Source organism: Pseudomonas sp. REP124, assembly GCF_020164475.1.
Taxonomy (GTDB): domain Bacteria; phylum Pseudomonadota; class Gammaproteobacteria; order Pseudomonadales; family Pseudomonadaceae; genus Aquipseudomonas.
Genome location: NZ_JAIQWX010000128.1, coordinates 1 through 17,811, shown reverse-complemented (window position 1 = coordinate 17,811; position 17,811 = coordinate 1). Strand labels below are relative to the sequence as shown.

Annotated in this window: 14 protein-coding genes and 1 riboswitch; of the genes, 13 read left to right on the top strand and 1 reads right to left on the bottom strand. The window is 63.1% G+C overall.

Going from position 1 to position 17,811, the window contains the following annotated elements:
- Window positions 1-76 precede the first annotated feature (76 nt).
- A riboswitch (cobalamin riboswitch) is annotated at window positions 77-291 on the top strand.
- Between the two features lie 98 nt (window positions 292-389).
- From cobW to K9857_RS24000, 4 genes are all read left to right on the top strand, one after another.
- Complete coding sequence (gene cobW, locus K9857_RS24015) at window positions 390-1,451, top strand: cobalamin biosynthesis protein CobW (RefSeq protein ID WP_318011774.1); 1,062 nt, start codon at window positions 390-392, stop codon at window positions 1,449-1,451.
- A 3-nt stretch (window positions 1,452-1,454) separates the two neighbouring features.
- A complete protein-coding gene (gene cobN, locus K9857_RS24010) occupies window positions 1,455-5,306 on the top strand; it encodes a cobaltochelatase subunit CobN (protein ID WP_224539989.1) in 3,852 nt (1,283 codons plus the stop codon).
- 156 nt (window positions 5,307-5,462) lie between these two features.
- Complete coding sequence (locus K9857_RS24005) at window positions 5,463-6,461, top strand: ATP-binding protein (RefSeq protein ID WP_224539987.1); 999 nt, start codon at window positions 5,463-5,465, stop codon at window positions 6,459-6,461.
- 101 nt (window positions 6,462-6,562) lie between these two features.
- Complete coding sequence (locus K9857_RS24000) at window positions 6,563-7,126, top strand: vWA domain-containing protein (protein WP_411961606.1); 564 nt, start codon at window positions 6,563-6,565, stop codon at window positions 7,124-7,126.
- Between the two features lie 112 nt (window positions 7,127-7,238).
- Here the strand turns inward: K9857_RS24000 and K9857_RS23995 are convergent, their stop codons facing one another.
- Window positions 7,239-8,792 (bottom strand): MFS transporter, encoded by a 1,554-nt coding sequence (locus K9857_RS23995; protein ID WP_224539985.1) that lies wholly within the window; start codon window positions 8,790-8,792, stop codon window positions 7,239-7,241.
- Window positions 8,793-8,896: 104 nt separating this feature from the next.
- Between K9857_RS23995 and K9857_RS23990 the strand changes: the two genes are divergently transcribed.
- From K9857_RS23990 to K9857_RS23950, 9 genes are all read left to right on the top strand, one after another.
- Complete coding sequence (locus K9857_RS23990) at window positions 8,897-9,766, top strand: LysR family transcriptional regulator (RefSeq protein WP_224539982.1); 870 nt, start codon at window positions 8,897-8,899, stop codon at window positions 9,764-9,766.
- A gap of 320 nt (window positions 9,767-10,086) precedes the next feature.
- The gene (locus K9857_RS23985; protein ID WP_224539980.1) at window positions 10,087-11,646 is read left to right on the top strand and encodes a TerC family protein; all 1,560 of its coding nucleotides are present in this window, start codon (window positions 10,087-10,089) and stop codon (window positions 11,644-11,646) included.
- 502 nt (window positions 11,647-12,148) lie between these two features.
- The gene (locus K9857_RS23980; RefSeq protein WP_224539978.1) at window positions 12,149-12,997 is read left to right on the top strand and encodes a transporter substrate-binding domain-containing protein; all 849 of its coding nucleotides are present in this window, start codon (window positions 12,149-12,151) and stop codon (window positions 12,995-12,997) included.
- Window positions 12,998-13,049: 52 nt separating this feature from the next.
- Window positions 13,050-13,712 carry an amino acid ABC transporter permease gene (locus K9857_RS23975; RefSeq protein ID WP_224539975.1) on the top strand — a complete coding sequence of 221 codons (663 nt, stop codon included), beginning with the start codon at window positions 13,050-13,052 and terminating at the stop codon, window positions 13,710-13,712.
- Between the two features lie 9 nt (window positions 13,713-13,721).
- A complete protein-coding gene (locus K9857_RS23970; protein WP_224539973.1) occupies window positions 13,722-14,384 on the top strand; it encodes an amino acid ABC transporter permease in 663 nt (220 codons plus the stop codon).
- Window positions 14,381-15,175, top strand: a complete 795-nt coding sequence (locus tag K9857_RS23965; protein WP_224539971.1) for an amino acid ABC transporter ATP-binding protein — start codon at window positions 14,381-14,383, stop codon at window positions 15,173-15,175. Before K9857_RS23970 ends, K9857_RS23965 begins: the two co-directional genes overlap by 4 nt.
- Window positions 15,176-15,205: 30 nt before the next feature.
- On the top strand, window positions 15,206-15,595 hold the full coding sequence (locus tag K9857_RS23960) for a RidA family protein (protein ID WP_224539969.1): 390 nt from the start codon (window positions 15,206-15,208) through the stop codon (window positions 15,593-15,595).
- Window positions 15,596-15,754: 159 nt separating this feature from the next.
- On the top strand, window positions 15,755-16,519 hold the full coding sequence (locus K9857_RS23955) for an IclR family transcriptional regulator (protein ID WP_224539968.1): 765 nt from the start codon (window positions 15,755-15,757) through the stop codon (window positions 16,517-16,519).
- A 39-nt stretch (window positions 16,520-16,558) separates the two neighbouring features.
- Entirely contained in the window at window positions 16,559-17,776 is a 1,218-nt protein-coding gene (locus K9857_RS23950; RefSeq protein WP_224539966.1) for an amino acid deaminase, read from the top strand.
- Window positions 17,777-17,811 lie beyond the last annotated feature (35 nt).

Sequence of the window (17,811 nt, the reverse complement as noted above, 5' to 3'; positions counted from 1 at the left end):
CTTTGTAGGAGCGAGGCTTGCCCGCGAAGGCGTCGTAGCGGTCACCACAAGACATTGACCGCCTCCAATACGATGCGTAGCCTTGCGCTTTCGAGGTTCTTCGGCATCTTTGCCGAAGCTAAGAAGGGAACGCGGTCGATGCCGCGGCTGCCCCCGCAACTGTGAACGGTGATGTTCGCTGCCACGCCACTGCACGCTCAGGTCCTGAGCCCGCGGGAAGGCGCAGCCAACGCCAGTCGACCGACCGGCACACCGTCAGCCAGGAGACCTGCCTCGATACAGATTCTCACTACAACCGGGCGGGGTGATCCGGTGGCGAACACTTGCGGCGCGCGTGCGCGTGGCCGCTCCTCGTCCTGTATGCCCGCCACCTTGCCAAAGGGCATCCGATGAAAACACTGGCCAAACTCCCTGTCACCATCGTTACCGGCTTTCTGGGCTCGGGCAAAACCACCTTGCTGCGGCACATGCTGGACAACGCCCAGGGTCGCCGTATCGCGGTGATCGTCAACGAGTTCGGCGAGTTGGGCATCGACGGCGAAATCCTCAAGCAGTGCTCCATCGGCTGCACCGAAGAAGAGGCCAGCGGCCGCGTCTATGAACTGGCCAACGGCTGCCTGTGCTGCACCGTCCAGGAAGAGTTCTTCCCGGTGATGCGCGAACTGGTGGCTCGTCGCGGCGATCTTGATCATATCCTCATCGAAACTTCTGGCCTGGCGCTGCCAAAGCCCCTGGTCCAGGCCTTCCAGTGGCCGGAAATCCGCAGCGCCTGCACCGTCGACGCGGTGATCACCGTGGTCGACAGCCCGGCCGTCGCCGCCGGTACCTTCGCCGCGTTCCCCGATCAGGTCGATGCCCAGCGCAAACTCGATCCGAATCTGGACCACGAGTCGCCGCTGCACGAACTGTTCGCCGACCAGCTGTCGAGCGCGGACCTGGTGATCCTCAACAAGGCCGACCTGATCAACCCTGAAGACCTGGCCCGCGTGCGCCTGGAAGTGGCCGAAGAACTGCCGCCGGCGGTGAAAGTCATCGAAGCCAGCAACGGTCGCCTGCCGCTGGACGTGCTGATCGGCCTGGGCGCCGGTTCCGAGGAGCACATCGACGGCCGTCACAGTCATCACGACCATCACCACGAAGGCGAGGACGATCACGACCACGACGCCTTCGATTCGATTTCCATCGAGCTGCCGCAAGCCGACGAAAGCCTGCTGCTGGACGCCCTGACCCAACTGGTGGTCAAGCACGGCATCCTGCGGGTCAAGGGCTTCGCGGCGATCCCGAACAAGCCTATGCGCCTGCTGATCCAGGGCGTGGGCACCCGCTTCGACAAACACTTCGACCGCAAGTGGAATGCCGAAGAAGCGCGCATCACCCGTCTGGTGCTGATCGGCCAGGAGCTGGACGCCGCCGCGATCGAAGCGCAATTGCGCGCCGCGCTCAGCGTGTAAACCATGCACCTGCTCAGGACCCAGCCCGGCGGTTTCGTGTCGGATGACAACATCGCCGACCTTGGACAAACCCCCGCAGAGCTGGTGATCCTGTGCAGCGGCGACTCCAGCCTTGCGCTGCTCGCCGAAGCGACGCAGCAGTTGCCCGAGGATTACCCCAGCGTACGCCTGGCCAACCCGATGCAGGTGCAGAACCACGCCTCGGTCGACCTGTATGTCGATGAAGTGCTGCGTCACGCCAAGGTGATTCTGATTTCGCTGCACGGCGGCATCGCCTATTGGCGCTACGGTGTCGAGCGGCTGGTGGAGCTGTCGCAGCGGGGCGTGCAACTGATTCTGGTGCCGGGTGATGATCGCCCGGACCCGGAACTCAGCGACCTGAGCACAGTAGTCGCCGAAGATCGCGACCGGCTCTGGCATTTTCTCCGTCAGGGCGGCATGGCCAATGCGCTGAACCTGTTTCGCTGTCTGGCCAATCGCTGGCTGGGCCGCGATTACCCTTGGGGCGAGCCACAAACCCTGCCGCGCACGGCGATCTACCATCCGATAAAAAGCCCCGCGACATTGCAGGATTGGCAGGCCGACTGGCAGGCCGACCGGCCCGTGGCAGCGGTGCTGTTCTACCGCTCGCATTTGCAGGCGGCGAACACCGCTTTCATTGATTTTTTCTGCCAGCGCTTGCAGGCGGCGGGGCTTAACCCGTTACCGATTGCGCTGGCCAGTTTGAAAGAGCCCGGCTGCCTGTCGGTGGTCGAGGACTGGCTGGATGAAGTCGAGGCGGGGGTGATCCTGAACACCACCGGCTTCGCCCAGTCCAGCCCCGAAGCGCCACACTTGCGCCCATTTCGCCGCAATATCCCGGTGATCCAGGCGATTTGCGCCCAGGACAACGAGCCGGGCTGGCGCGCCAGTGAACAGGGCCTCGGACCGCGGGATCTGGCGATGCACATCGCGCTGCCGGAACTGGACGGGCGGATCATCAGCCGGCCGATCAGCTTCAAGGACCTGGCCTGGCGCAGCGAGCGCAGCCAGTCCGACGTGGTCTGCTACCGCCCCGCGGCCGAACGCATGGACTTCGTCGCCGAACTGGCGCGGCGCTGGACCGATCTGGCGCGCCTGCCCAACGCCGAGAAACGCGTGGCGCTGGTCCTCGCCAACTACCCGACCCGCGATGGCCGTATCGGCAATGGCGTGGGGCTCGACACCCCGGCGGCGGCGCTGAACATCCTGCGGGCGCTGCAGCGGGAAGGTTATCCGCTGCCGGCCGAATTGCCCGACAGCGGCACCGCGCTGATCCAGCAATTGCTCGGCGGCGTGAGCAACGACCTCGACAGCCTCGACCAGCGTCCGTGCCAGCAAAGCCTGGCCATGGACGATTACCTGCGGATGTTCAACGCATTGCCCGAAGCCAATCGCGCCGCCGTGCTCGAGCGTTGGGGCGCACCGGACAGCGATCCGATGTGCCGGGGCGGGCGGATGATGATCGCCGGTCTGCGTTTCGGCCTGACCTTCGTCGGCATTCAGCCGGCCCGGGGTTATCAGGTCGACCCGAGCGCGGTGTACCACGACCCGGACCTGGTGCCGCCCCACGGCTACCTGGCGTTTTACTTCTGGCTGCGCAACACCTATGGCGCCCACGGCGTGATCCATGTCGGCAAACACGGCAACCTGGAATGGTTGCCCGGCAAGGGTGTCGGCCTGTCAGAGAACTGCTGGCCGGACGCGCTGCTCGGGCCGCTGCCGAACATTTATCCGTTCATCGTCAATGATCCGGGGGAGGGCGCCCAGGCCAAGAGGCGCACCCAGGCGGTGATCATCGACCACCTGATGCCGCCGCTGACCCGCGCCGAAACCTATGGGCCGCTGCGCAACCTGGAGCTGCTGGCCGACGAATACTACGAAGCACAACTGCTCGACCCACGCCGCGCCCGGGAATTGCAGCGCGACATCCTGCAACTGGTGCGCGATACCCACATCGACCGCGAACTGCAACTGGACGACAAGCTGGACAGCGATGCCGACGCGGCGATCTGGCTGCCACGGCTCGACACCTACCTGTGCGATTTGAAAGAGTCGCAGATCCGCGATGGGCTGCATGTGTTTGGCGAGTCGCCGGTGGGGCGGTTGCGCATTGATACGTTGGCGGCGTTGCTGCGCATTCCGCGAGGGGATGGGCGCGGGGCGCAGTCGAGCCTGTTGCGGGCGTTGGCCAGGGCGTTCGAGTTGGGGTTCGACCCGCTGGATTGTGGGTTGGCCGATCCGTGGTACGGGCCACGGCCGGATGAATTGTTGTCGATCAGTGACGAGCCGTGGCGCACCACCGGCGATACCCGCGAACGCCTGGAATTGTTTGCCGCACAGCTGATCGTTCAAACACTGAATGCCTCCTGTGGGAGCGGGCTTGCTCGCGAAAGCGGAGTGTCAGCCGACATTGATTTGTCGGATGTACCGCTTTCGCGAGCAAGCCCGCTCCCACAGGGGAAAACGCTGTGGTCTGAAGTGCAAGTCATCCTCGACCACCTGCACGAAGTCGTCGCCCCCCGCCTGGACGCCTGCGGCCCGGCGGAAATGCGTGGCCTGCTCGACGCCCTCGGCGGCCGTTTCGTCCCCGCCGGCCCCAGTGGCGCACCCAGCCGTGGCCGCCTGGACGTACTCCCCACCGGCCGCAACTTCTATTCGGTGGACGTGCGCAACCTGCCCACCACCACGGCGTGGCGCATCGGCTTCCAGTCGGCCAACCTGATTCTCGAACGTCACCTGCAGGACCATGGCGATCACCTGCGCCAGCTCGGCCTGTCGGTGTGGGGCACGGCGACCATGCGCACCGGCGGCGACGACATCGCCCAGGCCATGGCGCTGATGGGCGTACGCCCGGTGTGGGCCACCGGCAGTCAGCGGGTCGATGATTTCGAGATCCTGCCGTTGAGCCTGCTCGACCGACCGCGAGTGGATGTCACGTTGCGGGTGTCGGGGTTCTTTCGCGATGCCTTTGCCAATCTTATCCGCCTGTTCGACGCCGCCGTGCAGGCCGTTGCCGCTCTGGATGAGCCGGACGATCTGAATCCGCTGGCAGCGAAAGTTCGGGCTGAACGCGAAACCCTGCTGCAATCCGGGCTCGATGAAAAGACCGCACGACGCCAGGCCGGCTGGCGCATTTTCGGCGCCAAGCCCGGGGCCTATGGCGCGGGCGTACAGGGCGCCATCGATGGGCGTCTGTGGCAGAGACGCGAGGATCTGGCCGAGGTTTACCTGAACTGGGGCGGGTACGCCTATGGCGGCTCCGACGAAGGCACCGCCGCCCGCGAGCACTTCGCCCAGCGTCTGAGCCAGATGCAGGCGGTGCTGCAGAACCAGGACAACCGCGAGCACGATCTGCTCGACTCCAACGACTATTACCAGTTCCAGGGCGGCATGCTCGCTGCCGTGGAGAGTCTCAGTGGCGAGGTGGCGGCCAGTTATCACGGCGACCACAGCCAGCCGGACTTGCCTCGGATTCGTACGCTCAAGGAAGAATTGAACCGGGTGATTCGCTCCCGGGCGGCCAATCCGAAGTGGCTCGAAGGCGTCAAGCGCCACGGCTATAAAGGCGCGTTCGAGATGGCCGCCACCGTGGACAATCTGTTCGCCTTCGACGCCACCACGCAGTTGATCGACGATCACCAGTACGCGTTGCTGGCCGATGCCTATCTGCTTGATCCGGCAACCCGCGATTTCGTCCGTGAACACAATCCCCACGCCTTGCGCGACATGGCCGAACGCATGCTCGAAGCACAGCAGCGGGGGATGTGGAAGGAGCCGGGGGAGTATCGTGAGGCGCTGGAGAATCTGTTGTTGGATATAGAAGAAGATGGCTGATCACCACAGATCACCTGTGGGAGCGGGCTTGCCCGCGATAGCTGTGTGTCAGTCGACACATGTATTGGCTGACACGACGCCATCGCGGGCAAGCCCGCTCCCACAAGGTTTGGCAGTGTTGCTGACAGAACAACGACCACGACAGAGAAAAGCACAATGACCGACACCCCCCATTTCCCCCTCTCCGCCGTGGTCGGCGCCGATGATTTGAAACTGGCGCTGTACCTCACCGCCATCGACCCGAAAATCGGCGGTGTGCTGATCGAAGGCCCGCGGGGCATGGCCAAGTCGACCCTGGCCCGAGGCCTGGCCGATCTGCTGGCCAGCGGTCAGTTCGTCACCTTGCCCTTGGGCGCCACCGAGGAGCGGCTCGTCGGCACCCTCGACCTGGACGCCGCCCTGAGCGAAGGTCGTGCGCAGTTTTCCCCGGGCGTGCTGGCCAAGGCCGACGGGGGCGTGCTCTACGTCGATGAAGTCAATCTGCTGCCCGATCACCTCGTCGACCTGCTGCTCGACGTGGCCGCCAGCGGCACCAATCTGGTCGAACGCGATGGCATTTCCCACCGGCACTCGGCGAAGTTCGTGCTCATCGGCACCATGAACCCGGAAGAGGGCGAGTTGCGCCCGCAACTGCTCGACCGCTTTGGCTTGAACGTCGCGCTCAGCGGTCACACCGCGCCGGCCGAGCGCGGGCAGATCATCCGTCGCCGCCTGGATTTCGACAGCGATCCCCAGACCTTTTGCGCCGAATGGGAAGGCCAGCAACGCGATCTGCGTGAACGTTGCCAGAAGGCGCGCAGTGCGTTGGCAAGCATTCCCCTGGATGACGACGCGCTGGCGCAGATCACCGAGCGCTGTTTCGCCGCCGGCGTCGACGGCTTGCGCGCCGATCTGGTCTGGCTGCGCGCAGCCCGGGCCCACGCCGCGTGGCGCGGAGCCGAGGCGATTGCCGAGGAAGATATCGACGCGGTGGCGGAGTTTGCCTTGCGCCATCGCCGCCGAGAACACACGCCGCCTGCGCCGCAGTCCGGCCAATCGCCGTCGAATCAGAACACCAACCCAAGCGAAGGCCAGGGCCAGTGGGGCGAAATGCCTGCCCAGGCGCTGCCGACCGGCGCCCGTCGCGAAGTGCCGAGCTGGCCAAAAAAGCCCTAGGCATTCGCCCCCGGTCCGACGCGGGGGCGAATGCCAGACCCCGCGCCGGACGCCTCGATCAGGGCAAGCAGGGCAAGCGACACAGCGCGCGCGAAGGCTCGGTGAACTGGCCCGGGACCTTGCTCAATGGCCGACCACGGCATCGTTCGGATCTGTTGTTCCAACTGCGCACCCGCTCACCCCATGAACTGTGGCTGGTGATCGTCGATGCCTCGGCGTCGACCCGTCGGCATCAGGCGTTGAGCGATGCCAAGGGGTTGTTGGCGCAGTTATTCGACGACGCTTACCGCCAGCGCGCGCGACTGGCTTTGATGACTGCCAGTGGCGCCATGCCGAAGTGGCAGGTGCAGGGGTTGAAGGCGTCCAGCGGTTTGGGATACTGGCTCGATGGGCTTGGTGCGGGTGGTGGAACGCCGTTGCTGGCGGCTCTGGAGGAAGCAGGCCACTGGCTGGCAGCGCGGCAGAAGCGTTTTCCTTCGGAGCAACAGCGGTTGCTGGTGGTAACCGATGGACGCCTGAAGGATTGGTCGACACTCAAACCACTGGACTGCCCGGCATTATTGATCGACATCGAACGCGGCCCGATCCGACTGGGACGCAGCAAGGTGTTGGCGGCGCAGTTGCAATCCGAATATCAACATATCGATGAGCCGCGCCCCCTGTAGGAGCGAGCATGCTCGCGATGGACGTCAACGATAACGCGGGGTTTCAGGTTTCCAACGTAATCGTTCACTACCATCGCGAGCGTGCTCGCTCCTACAGGGGGGGGGGCGTCAATCAGGCGGAGGATGTCGCTGACCGACTCATCGTTACGACTGGAATCGGATTGCGCATCAGCGTCCCCACCACCAGCGCAGCCAGCAGTCCCGCCAACCCCGCAACCAACAGCAGCAGGCTGAAACCACCGACAAAAGCGTGACGCGCCAGAGGCTCGACTGTCGCCTGCGCGGCCTGCGGCAAAAGGTTCATCGCCGCCGCCATATCACCAGCCACCACCCGCGAAGCAATGCCGTGAGTCTGCGCCAACCATTGCCCACCCTGGGCCGACAGGCTGTCATGCAGCAACTGTTCGCTATGGCCGGCGAGTAGGGCGCCATAGATTCCGATCCCCAGCATGATCGCGCTGAAGCGCATGGTGGTGCTCATGCCCGAAGCCATGCCGGTGCGTTCCCGAGGGACGCACGCCATGATGTTTTTCTGCGTATCGCCGTTGAGCAGGCCGGCACCGGCGCCGGTCACGGCAATCGCCAGGGCGAAGGGCAGGTAGCCGCCGCTGGATGCCGCCCAGGCGCTGAGCAGATTACCGCTACCCACCAGCGCCAGTCCGGCCGCCATCATGTTCGCCGGGCTCACCCGTCCGGCTAGTCGCGCGCCGATCCGCGGGAAAATCAGCATGGTCACCGCAAACGGCAGCATGCCCAGGCCGGCGGCAATGGCGCTGAAGCCCAGGCCGTTCTGCAGGTAGAACGGCAGCATCGTCATCATCACCTGGGCGCAGGCGGCATAGAAGAACATGCCGAGCAGGGCGCCGATGAAGCGCGGATGGCGGAACAGTTGCAGGTCGATCATCGGCCGCTGCTGCACGCGCTCGATCAGCACGAACAGCCCCAGCAGCGCCGCGCCACCCAGCAGGCGCATCCATGTCACGGAGTTGTTCCAGCCAATGCGGTTGGCTTCGATCAGGCCCCAGATCAGGCACAGCAGGCTGGCGCTGAATGCCAGGCTGCCCCACGGGTCGAGCCGTGCAGACTGGGTGTCGCGGGATTCCGGCACAGCGCGCCAGACCATGTACATCAGGAACAGGCCCACCGGCAGGTTGAGGTAGAAGATCCAGCGCCAGCCGACGTATTCGGTGATCAAGCCGCCCAGGGTCGGCGACGCGGTGGTCGCCACGCCCATGCAGATGCCCCAGAAGGCCCAGGCCTTGGCCCGTTCCACTTCATCGTGAAAGGTGTGGCCGATGGAGGCCAGCGCCGAGGTCAACAGCAACGCGGCACCCACGCCCTTGATCGCCCGGGCGATGTCGAGGAACAGGGCAGTGGGCGCGGCACCGCAGCCGAGCGAGGCAAGAATGAAAATCCCCAGTCCCCACATCAGCATTTTCTGCCGGCCGAAGCGGTCGGCCAGGCTTCCGGCGGGCAGCAGCAAGGCGGCGAAGGCGAGCATGTAGGCGCTGACCACCCACTCGATATCGGCGAAATTCGCCCCCAGGTCCCGGGCGATGCTCGGCAAGGTAACGGCGACGATGTTGGTGTCGAGCACGATGAGCGCACACACCGCAGAAGCAGTGAGCAGGGTCAGGCGCGGGCTCACCTGGGGTTTGACGGACATGGCGGGCATTCTCTACTGTGAGGTTGCCTGCAGCTTATCGCCGGTTGGCAATGCCTTTGTTAGGCATGCGCCATCACTTCATTACCTTTGAGCTAATGCACCGAATGGACATCCGCCATTTCCGCTACTTCCTCGCCGTCGCCCGGCATCGCAATTTCACCCGCGCCGCCGAGCAACTGGGCATCGCGCCGCCGACCCTGACCCGGCAGATTCAGGACATGGAAGCGGAACTGGGGGCGCGGTTGTTCATACGTCAGGCACGGGACGTCAGCCTCACTGAAGCCGGTGCGGCGCTGATGATCGAGGCCGACGCCACGGTGCGCCAGTTCGAGTCGGCGCAGCGCAATGCGCAACGCGCCGGACGCGGTGAAATAGGCCATATCGAGTTGGGTTACGTGGCGTCGGCGGTGTATTCCGGGCTGCTGCAAAAGCAGGTGCAGGGCTTTGCCGGCGAGTATCCGGATGTGAGCCTCAACGTGCGGGAAAGCCCGATGGCCAGCCTGGGCAATATGATCCTGGAGGGGCGTTTCGATCTGGGGTATGTCCGATTTCCACTAACCATGCCCGAAGGCATCGAGTCGGTGCGGCTGATGGCCGAGGGCTTCGTGCTGGCGTTGCCGGTCAATTCCTGGCTCAACCGGCTGCCGTCGATCAACTCGGTGCACCTGCAAAACGAAAACTTCATACTGCCCGAACAGGTCATCGGCACTCTGCAGGTCGCCGCTCAGGGCAATTTCTCGCCCAAGCTCGGAGCGCAGCCCGGCGGGCTGGTGGCGGTGATCGCCCTGGTCTCGCTGGGGCAGGGGGTGGCGGTGGTGCCGGAATCCGTGGTCGGACACGTCAGTCTGCCGAACGTTACCTACAAGCCGATCGCCGATTGCGACGCCTCATCCTGGCTGGCCCTGATCCATCGCCGCTTCGAAAAATCACCCGCAGTGCTTCGATACATCGAAAGAGTCCGCCACACCGCCTGACCCCGCAGGAGCTGGCTCAATCCTGCACGGCAGGCTGCGATCTTTCGCTCTTCTACAGATCTTGAAATGATTTCCCGCTGTGGGAAATGTCCTTGTCGCCTGTACGATTCAAGTCCTTTTCCCTTTTCAGGACCCGCATGAACACCCTCACGGAGCCCCCCAGTTCTCCTTTCTCCCTGCGCCCACGCGCGCTGCTGACGCACGCGAAACACCCGGTCTTTCGGCCTTCGAACATCCCGAACATTGCAACCCCACGGCCTCTGCGCCGCGCTTTGCCGTGCCCGGCATTCTGAATTCACTGAAGAGATCGAGATATTTATATGGAATGGTTAGCCGACCCCACCGCCTGGTTGGGCTTGTTGACACTGATTGTGCTGGAGCTGGTACTGGGTATCGACAACCTGGTGTTTATCGCGATCCTCGCGGACAAGTTGCCGCCGCATCAGCGCGACCGTGCGCGCATCATCGGCCTGTCCCTGGCGTTGATCATGCGCCTGGGCCTGCTGGCGAGTATTTCCTGGCTGGTGACCCTGACCCAGCCGCTGTTCGAGGTGTTCGGCAAGAGCTTCTCCGGACGTGACCTGATCATGCTGTTCGGTGGTGTGTTCCTGCTGTTCAAGGCCACCATGGAATTGCACGAACGTCTGGAAGGCCACGTCGGCCAGCGGACGGCCAACACGACTTACGCGCTGTTCTGGCCCATCGTGGCGCAGATCGTGGTGCTGGACGCGGTGTTCTCCCTCGACGCGGTGATTACCGCCGTGGGCATGGTCGATGAGCTGGCGGTGATGATGATCGCGGTGATCATTTCCATCGGCCTGATGATCGTCGCCAGCAAGCCGCTGACCCGCTTCGTCAACGCGCACCCGACCGTGATCATGCTGTGTCTGGGCTTCTTGATGATGATCGGCTTCGCCCTGACCGCCGAAGGCCTGGGCTTCCACATTCCGAAGGGCTATTTGTATGCGGCCATCGGTTTCTCGATCCTGATCGAGGTGTTCAACCAGATCGCCCGGGCACGTCGCAAGCGTTCGATGCAGGGCCTGCGACCAATGCGCGAACGTACTGCCCACGCGGTGTTGCGTTTGCTGGGCGGGCGCAAGCTGGAAGCGGAAGAGGTCGGTGAAGAGATCGTCGACATGCTCGACAACGGCGAAGCGCCGAATGAAGAACTGTTCGACCGTCGCGAACGGGTGATGATCAGTGGTGTGCTGCAACTGGCCGAACGGCCGATCCGCACCCTGATGACGGTGCGTGCCGATGTCGACCACATTGATCTGGCCGATGACGCCGAGACCATTCGTACGCGGCTGATGCATTCGTCCTACTCGCGCCTGCCGCTGATTCGCAATGGCGCGGTGGATGAGCCGCTTGGGTTCGTGCACAAGAAGGAACTGCTCAAGGAGTTCCTGGCCGGTAATCAGCCTGATCTGGCGCATCTGGCGCGTCAGACGATTAACCTGCTGGACAGCTACTCGATCCTCAATGCCCTGGAGCAGATGCGCAAGGCGTCTACGCACATTGCGTTTGTGGTCAACGAGTTCGGCGATTTCGTCGGGGTGCTGACCATGACCGATATTCTCGAGTCGATTGCCGGCGAGTTGCCGGATGCCAGCGAAATCGAAGGTCCGGATGTGGTCGAGGACAAGGGCGGGTTTGTGGTCAGCGGCGCCCTGAACTTGTCGCGGGTCCGCCAGCGCACCGGCTTTGCGGCCGAGCCGACCGATGACTACCAGACCCTGGCCGGGCTGGTGGTGAGCCTGCTGGACCGGTTGCCGATGATTGGTGACAGCCATGAGTGGGAGGGATGGCGCTTGACCGTCATGTCGGTTGAGGAGCGCCGGGTGACGCGGGTTTATCTGGCGCGTATCGGCGGGTAACCCTGCGGCTAGGCTGACGGCCTCTTCGCGGGCAAGCCCGCTCCCACAGGTTTCGTGTCGTACTCAAATCCAGTGCACGACGCAAAAACACTGTGGGAGCGGGCTTGCCCGCGAAGGCGGCCTGCCAGCCGCCCCAAACTTTCCGGATGTACCCAGCCCATTGTGTGCGAGCCTGCTCGCGATGGTCGTCAACGATTACCCTGGATTTCTGATTCCCCGCAGTGTTCGTGCGTCCATCGCGAGCAAGCTCGCTCCTACAGGTATCGTGTGCGAACGCACCAATTGTGAACAACCTACCCGCCAACGTAGCCAACGGTAGCGCTACGCCATCGTCCCTTTCGGTAACACCGATTCTTCGCTTCAACCCATCTATCTGATTCAAAACACTTTTCAATCTCCCCTACATTCCCCACCCAAGCTGTGGCACACTTTCTGCTGTCTGTTCCGTTGTTACATACCAACTTCCGGTATAGCGGAATAAACATCATTTGGAGTGCTTACCATGCATCACCGTCCTTCCTTGTTCAAAGCGTGTGTTCTTTTGTTCGCAGCTTCTGCTGCTGGCGTGGGTGTGGCCCAGGCGGCGGACAGCAAGCTCGATAGCGTTCTGGCCCGTGGCAAAGTGATCGTGGGTACCGGCAGCACCAATGCGCCTTGGCACTTTCAAGGGGCGGACGGCAAGTTGCAGGGCTTCGATATCGATATCGGGCACATGATTGCCAAGGGTCTGTTCAACGACCCGGATAAGGTCGAGTACGTGGTGCAGTCCTCCGATGCGCGGATTCCCAACCTGCTGACCGACAAGGTCGACATCAGCTGCCAGTTCATCACCGTGACCGCCAGCCGTGCGCAGCAGGTGGCGTTCACCCTGCCGTATTACCGCGAAGGTGTGGGCCTGCTGTTGCCGGCGAACAGCAAGTACAAGGAAATCGACGACATGAAAGCGGCCGGCGACAGCGTCACCGTGGCCGTGCTGCAGAACGTGTATGCCGAAGAACTGGTGCACCAGGCGCTGCCCAAGGCCAAGGTCGATCAGTACGACAGCGTCGACCTGATGTATCAGGCGGTGAACTCTGGACGCGCGGACGCTGCCGCCACCGATCAGTCGTCGGTCAAATACCTGATGGTGCAGAACGCCGGCCGCTATCGCAGCCCGGCCTACGCATGGAGCCCGCAAACCTATGCCTGCGCGGTCAAGCGTGGCGATCAGGACTGGCTGAACTTCGTCAACACCACCTTGCATGAAGCCATGACCGGCGTTGAGTTCCCGACTTACGCGGCATCCTTCAAAAAATGGTTCGGCGTCGACCTGCCTACCCCAGCCATCGGTTTCCCTGTCGAATTCAAATGATCCCGTGAGAGCGGGGCGGTCCTGAATCGCCCCGCTCAAGGTACTGCCGACCATGAACTATCAGTTGAACTTTGCCGCCGTGTGGCGCGATTTCGACACCTTGCTGGCGGGGCTCGGTCTGGGCCTGGAGCTGGCGCTGGTGTCGATCGCCATCGGCTGCGTGATCGGCCTGCTGATGGCGTTTGCTTTGTTGTCGAAGCACCGCGCGTTGCGGGTGCTGGCATCGGTGTATGTCACGGTGGTCCGTAACACGCCGATTCTGGTGTTGATTCTGTTGATCTACTTCGCCTTGCCGAGCCTGGGCATCCGTCTGGACAAGATCCCTTCGTTCATCGTCACCCTGTCGCTGTATGCCGGGGCCTACCTGACTGAAGTGTTCCGTGGCGGTCTGCTGAGCATTCCCAAGGGCCAGCGTGAAGCGGGCCTGGCGATTGGCCTGGGCGAGTGGCAGGTCAAGGCTTACGTCACCGTACCGGTGATGTTGCGCAACGTGCTGCCGGCCTTGTCGAACAACTTCATATCGCTGTTCAAGGACACCTCCCTGGCGGCCGCGATTGCGGTGCCGGAGCTGACCTACTACGCGCGCAAGATCAATGTCGAAAGCTACCGGGTGATCGAAACCTGGATTGTGACCACGGCGCTCTACGTGGCGGCCTGTTACCTCATTGCCATGATGCTGCGATACCTCGAACAGCGTCTGGCGATTCGCCGATAGGAGCCCGCAATGTACGAATCCCCCAGTTGGTTGCATGAGTTGTGGGTGGCCCGCGACGTGTTGTGGCAAGGCTTTTTGACCAGCGTGCAGTGTTCGGCCCTGGCGATTCTGCTGGGCACCGTGCTCGGTGTGTTTTCCGGGCTGGTGCTGACCTACGGCAAATTCTGGATGCGCGCGCCGTTTCGTTTTTACGTCGATGTGATTCGCGGCACGCCGGTGTTCGTGCTGGTGCTGGCGTGCTTTTACATGGCACCTGCGCTGGGCTGGCAGATCAGCGCATTCGAGGCCGGTGCATTGGGACTGACGCTGTTCTGCGGCTCTCACGTTTCGGAAATCGTCCGCGGAGCTTTGCAGGCATTGCCTCGCGGCCAGATGGAAGCGAGCAAGGCGATCGGCCTGACGTTCTATCAGGCACTCGGCTATGTGCTGCTGCCCCAGGCGCTGCGGCAGATCCTGCCGACCTGGGTCAACTCGTCCACCGAGATCGTCAAGGCCTCGACCCTGTTGTCGGTGATCGGAGTGGCCGAGCTGCTGCTCAGCACCCAGCAGATCATCGCCCGGACCTTCATGACCCTTGAGTTTTACCTGTTCGCCGGATTTCTGTTTTTCGTCATCAACTACGGCATCGAGTTACTCGGCCGGTACATTGAAAAGCGGGTGGCCTTGCCATGACTCAGACTCAAACCAACGCACAAAACGGCCAACCCTTGCTGGACATTCGCGGCCTGCACAAACGTTACGACCAGCTCGAAGTGCTCAAGGGCGTCGACCTGACCATGCAGCGCGGCAACGTCGTGACGCTGATCGGCTCCAGCGGCTCGGGCAAGACCACGCTGCTGCGCTGCGTGAACATGCTCGAGGAGTTCCAGGGCGGGCAGATCCTGCTCGATGGCGAATCCATCGGTTATGACGAGGTCAACGGCAAGCGCATTCGCCACGCGGAAAAAGTCATCGCCCGCCATCGCGCCATGACCGGCATGGCGTTCCAGCAATTCAACCTGTTCCCGCACCTCACCGCGCTGCAGAACGTCACCCTGGGCCTGCTCAAGGTGAAGAAGCTGCATAAGGATGAGGCGGTGGCGCTGGCCGAGAAATGGCTGGAGCGCGTCGGCCTGCTCGAGCGTCGCGATCACTACCCGGGCCAGTTGTCCGGTGGCCAGCAGCAGCGCGTGGCGATTGCCCGGGCCATTGCGATGAACCCGAGCCTGATGCTGTTCGACGAGGTGACCTCGGCGCTGGATCCGGAGCTGGTCGGTGAAGTGCTCAACGTGATCAAAGGCCTGGCTGACGAAGGCATGACCATGCTGCTGGTGACCCACGAAATGCGCTTTGCCTTCGAGGTCTCGGACAAGATCGTTTTCATGAATCAGGGGCGTATCGAGGAGCAGGGGCCACCCAAGGAACTGTTCGAACGCCCGCAATCGCCGCGTCTGGCTGAGTTTCTCAAAAGCACGCGGTTTTAAACACTCAATTTTCAATCAGGAGAAACACTCATGAGCATTACTCGTTACGGCACCGGCAGCAGCGCTGCAGGCGGCACGCCTAGGCCTTTCGCCCGTGCCGTTGAAGCCGATGGCTGGCTGCACGTTTCCGGGCAGGTGCCGGCGCTGGACGGCGAGATCATCAGTGGCGGCATCGTCGAGCAGACCCACCAGACCATGAAGAACCTGATCGCGATTCTTGAGGAAGCCGGTTACGGCATCGAAGACGTGGTGCGTGCCGGCGTGTGGCTGGATGATCCGCGGGATTTCACCAGTTTCAACAAGGTCTTCGCCGAGTATTTCAAGCCCGAACACGCCCCGGCCCGGGCCTGCGTGCAGGCGAGCATGATGGTCGACTGCAAGGTCGAGATCGATTGCATTGCCTACAAGAAAAAGGCCTGAGAACCACACTGATCGTTCCCACGCTCTGCGTGGGAATGCCTCATCGGACGCTCCGCGTCCGCTTCTGGGACGCGGAGCGTCCCGGGCTGCATTCCCACGCAGAGCGTGGGAACGATCAATGGGGGTAAACTCCCGGCACTTTGTATGGGAACCACAGACATGACCGAAGACACCATCAAGCGCCGGGCACGCGGCCTGGACCGGGCGTTCGATATCCTCGATTTCCTCAAGGAAATCGGCCAGCCCCTGCGTCCGAACGACATCGCCAACGGCATCGGCAGCCCCAAATCCACTGTCTATGAACTGGTGGCCTCGCTGCTGGAACGACGGATTCTGGAACCGGTGGGCAAGGACGGTCACGTTTACCTCGGCCGTCAGCTGTACTTCCTGGGCCAGGCGCACCTGCGTCATTTCGACCTGACCCGCGAGGCCGACCATGCCTTGCAGGAAATCGTCAGCCAGACCCGGGAGACCGCGCAGATGTGCCTGCTCAACGGACGCAAATACACCGTGGCGCTGATGAAGGAGGGCGAGCGGCATTTCCGTATTTCCTCGGACATCGGCGAAAACGCCCCGATCCCCTGGACCGCGTCCGGCCGCCTGTTGCTGGCGCACCTGAGCGACCAGGCGATCGTCGACCTGATCGACGAGGACGATTTCATCCTGCCCACCGGCGAACGCCTGCCGCTGGAGCAGTTTCTGGGCGAAATCCGTCAGGCCGGCATCGATGGCTTTTTCTCCTTCGACAGCGTGGCCGACACCTTTACCCATTGCTTCGCCGCCCCGGTCAAAGACCCCAGCGGCGTGGCCATCGCGACCCTGTGCATCGTTGCCCCAAGGGCTGATGCCAAAACCAACTACAACGATTACCGTCGGGTGCTGATCGAAAGCGCGAACAGCCTGGCCCGGCGCATCAACGAATAACAGCGGCTGCCCGCAGCCGCGAATGTGAGGAGTTCGACCATGTCTTCTGCCCCCAATACTGCCGCCGTGGAAAAGGGCTTTGCCCAGACTGGCGCCAACCTGGTCCGCGACGTCAGCCTGCCGGCCCTGGTGCTGCATCGCCAGGCGCTGGAACACAACATTCGCTGGATGCAGGATTTTGTCAGCAACAGCGGCGCGGAACTGGCGCCCCACGGCAAGACCAGCATGACCCCGGCGCTGTTCCGTCGCCAATTGGACGCCGGCGCCTGGGGCATCACCCTGGCCAGCGCCACGCAAACCCGCGCGGCCTACGCCCATGGCGTGCGTCGGGTGTTGATGGCCAACCAACTGGTGGGCACGCCGAACATGGCGTTGATCGCCGACCTGCTGGCCGACCCGACTTTCGACTTCTATTGCATGGTCGATCACCCGGACAACGTCGCGGACCTGGGCGCCTACTTCGCCTCCCGCGGCGTGCGCCTGAACGTGATGATCGAATACGGCGTGGTGGGCGGCCGTTGCGGTTGCCGCAGCGAGCAGGAAGTGATCGACCTGGCCAAGGCCATCGCCGCGCAACCGGCATTGGCTCTGACCGGCATTGAAGGCTACGAAGGGGTGATCCACGGCGATCACGCCATCAGCGGTATCCGCGCCTTCGCCCAGTCGCTGGTGCGCCTGGCGGTGCAGTTGCAGGACAGCGGCGTGTTCGCCAACACCAAGCCGATCGTCACGGCCTCAGGTTCTGCCTGGTATGACCTGATCGCCGAGGAATTCGAGGCGCAGAACGCCGCCGGGCGTTTCCTCAGTGTGTTGCGTCCGGGCAGCTACGTGGCTCACGACCACGGCATCTATAAAGAAGCGCAATGCTGCGTGCTCGACCGTCGCAGCGACTTGAACGAAGGCCTGCGCCCGGCGCTGGAAGTCTGGGCCCACGTGCAGTCGTTGCCGGAACCGGGTTTTGCGGTGATCGCCCTGGGCAAGCGCGACGTGGCCTACGACGCCGGCCTGCCGGTGCCGTTGCTGCGTTACAAGGCGGGCGTGGTGCCGGCCAAGGGCGACGATGTCGGCGGCTGCAAGGTGACGGCGGTGATGGACCAGCACGCGTTCATGACCGTGGCGCCCGGGGTTGAGTTGAAGGTGGGCGACATCATTTCCTTCGGCACCTCGCACCCGTGCCTGACGTTCGACAAGTGGCGCACGGGGTGCCTGGTGGATGAGCAGTTGAATGTCATCGAGAACATGGAGACCTGTTTCTAAGGCTCGGATACCGAGTTGCTGCCTTCGCGGGCAAG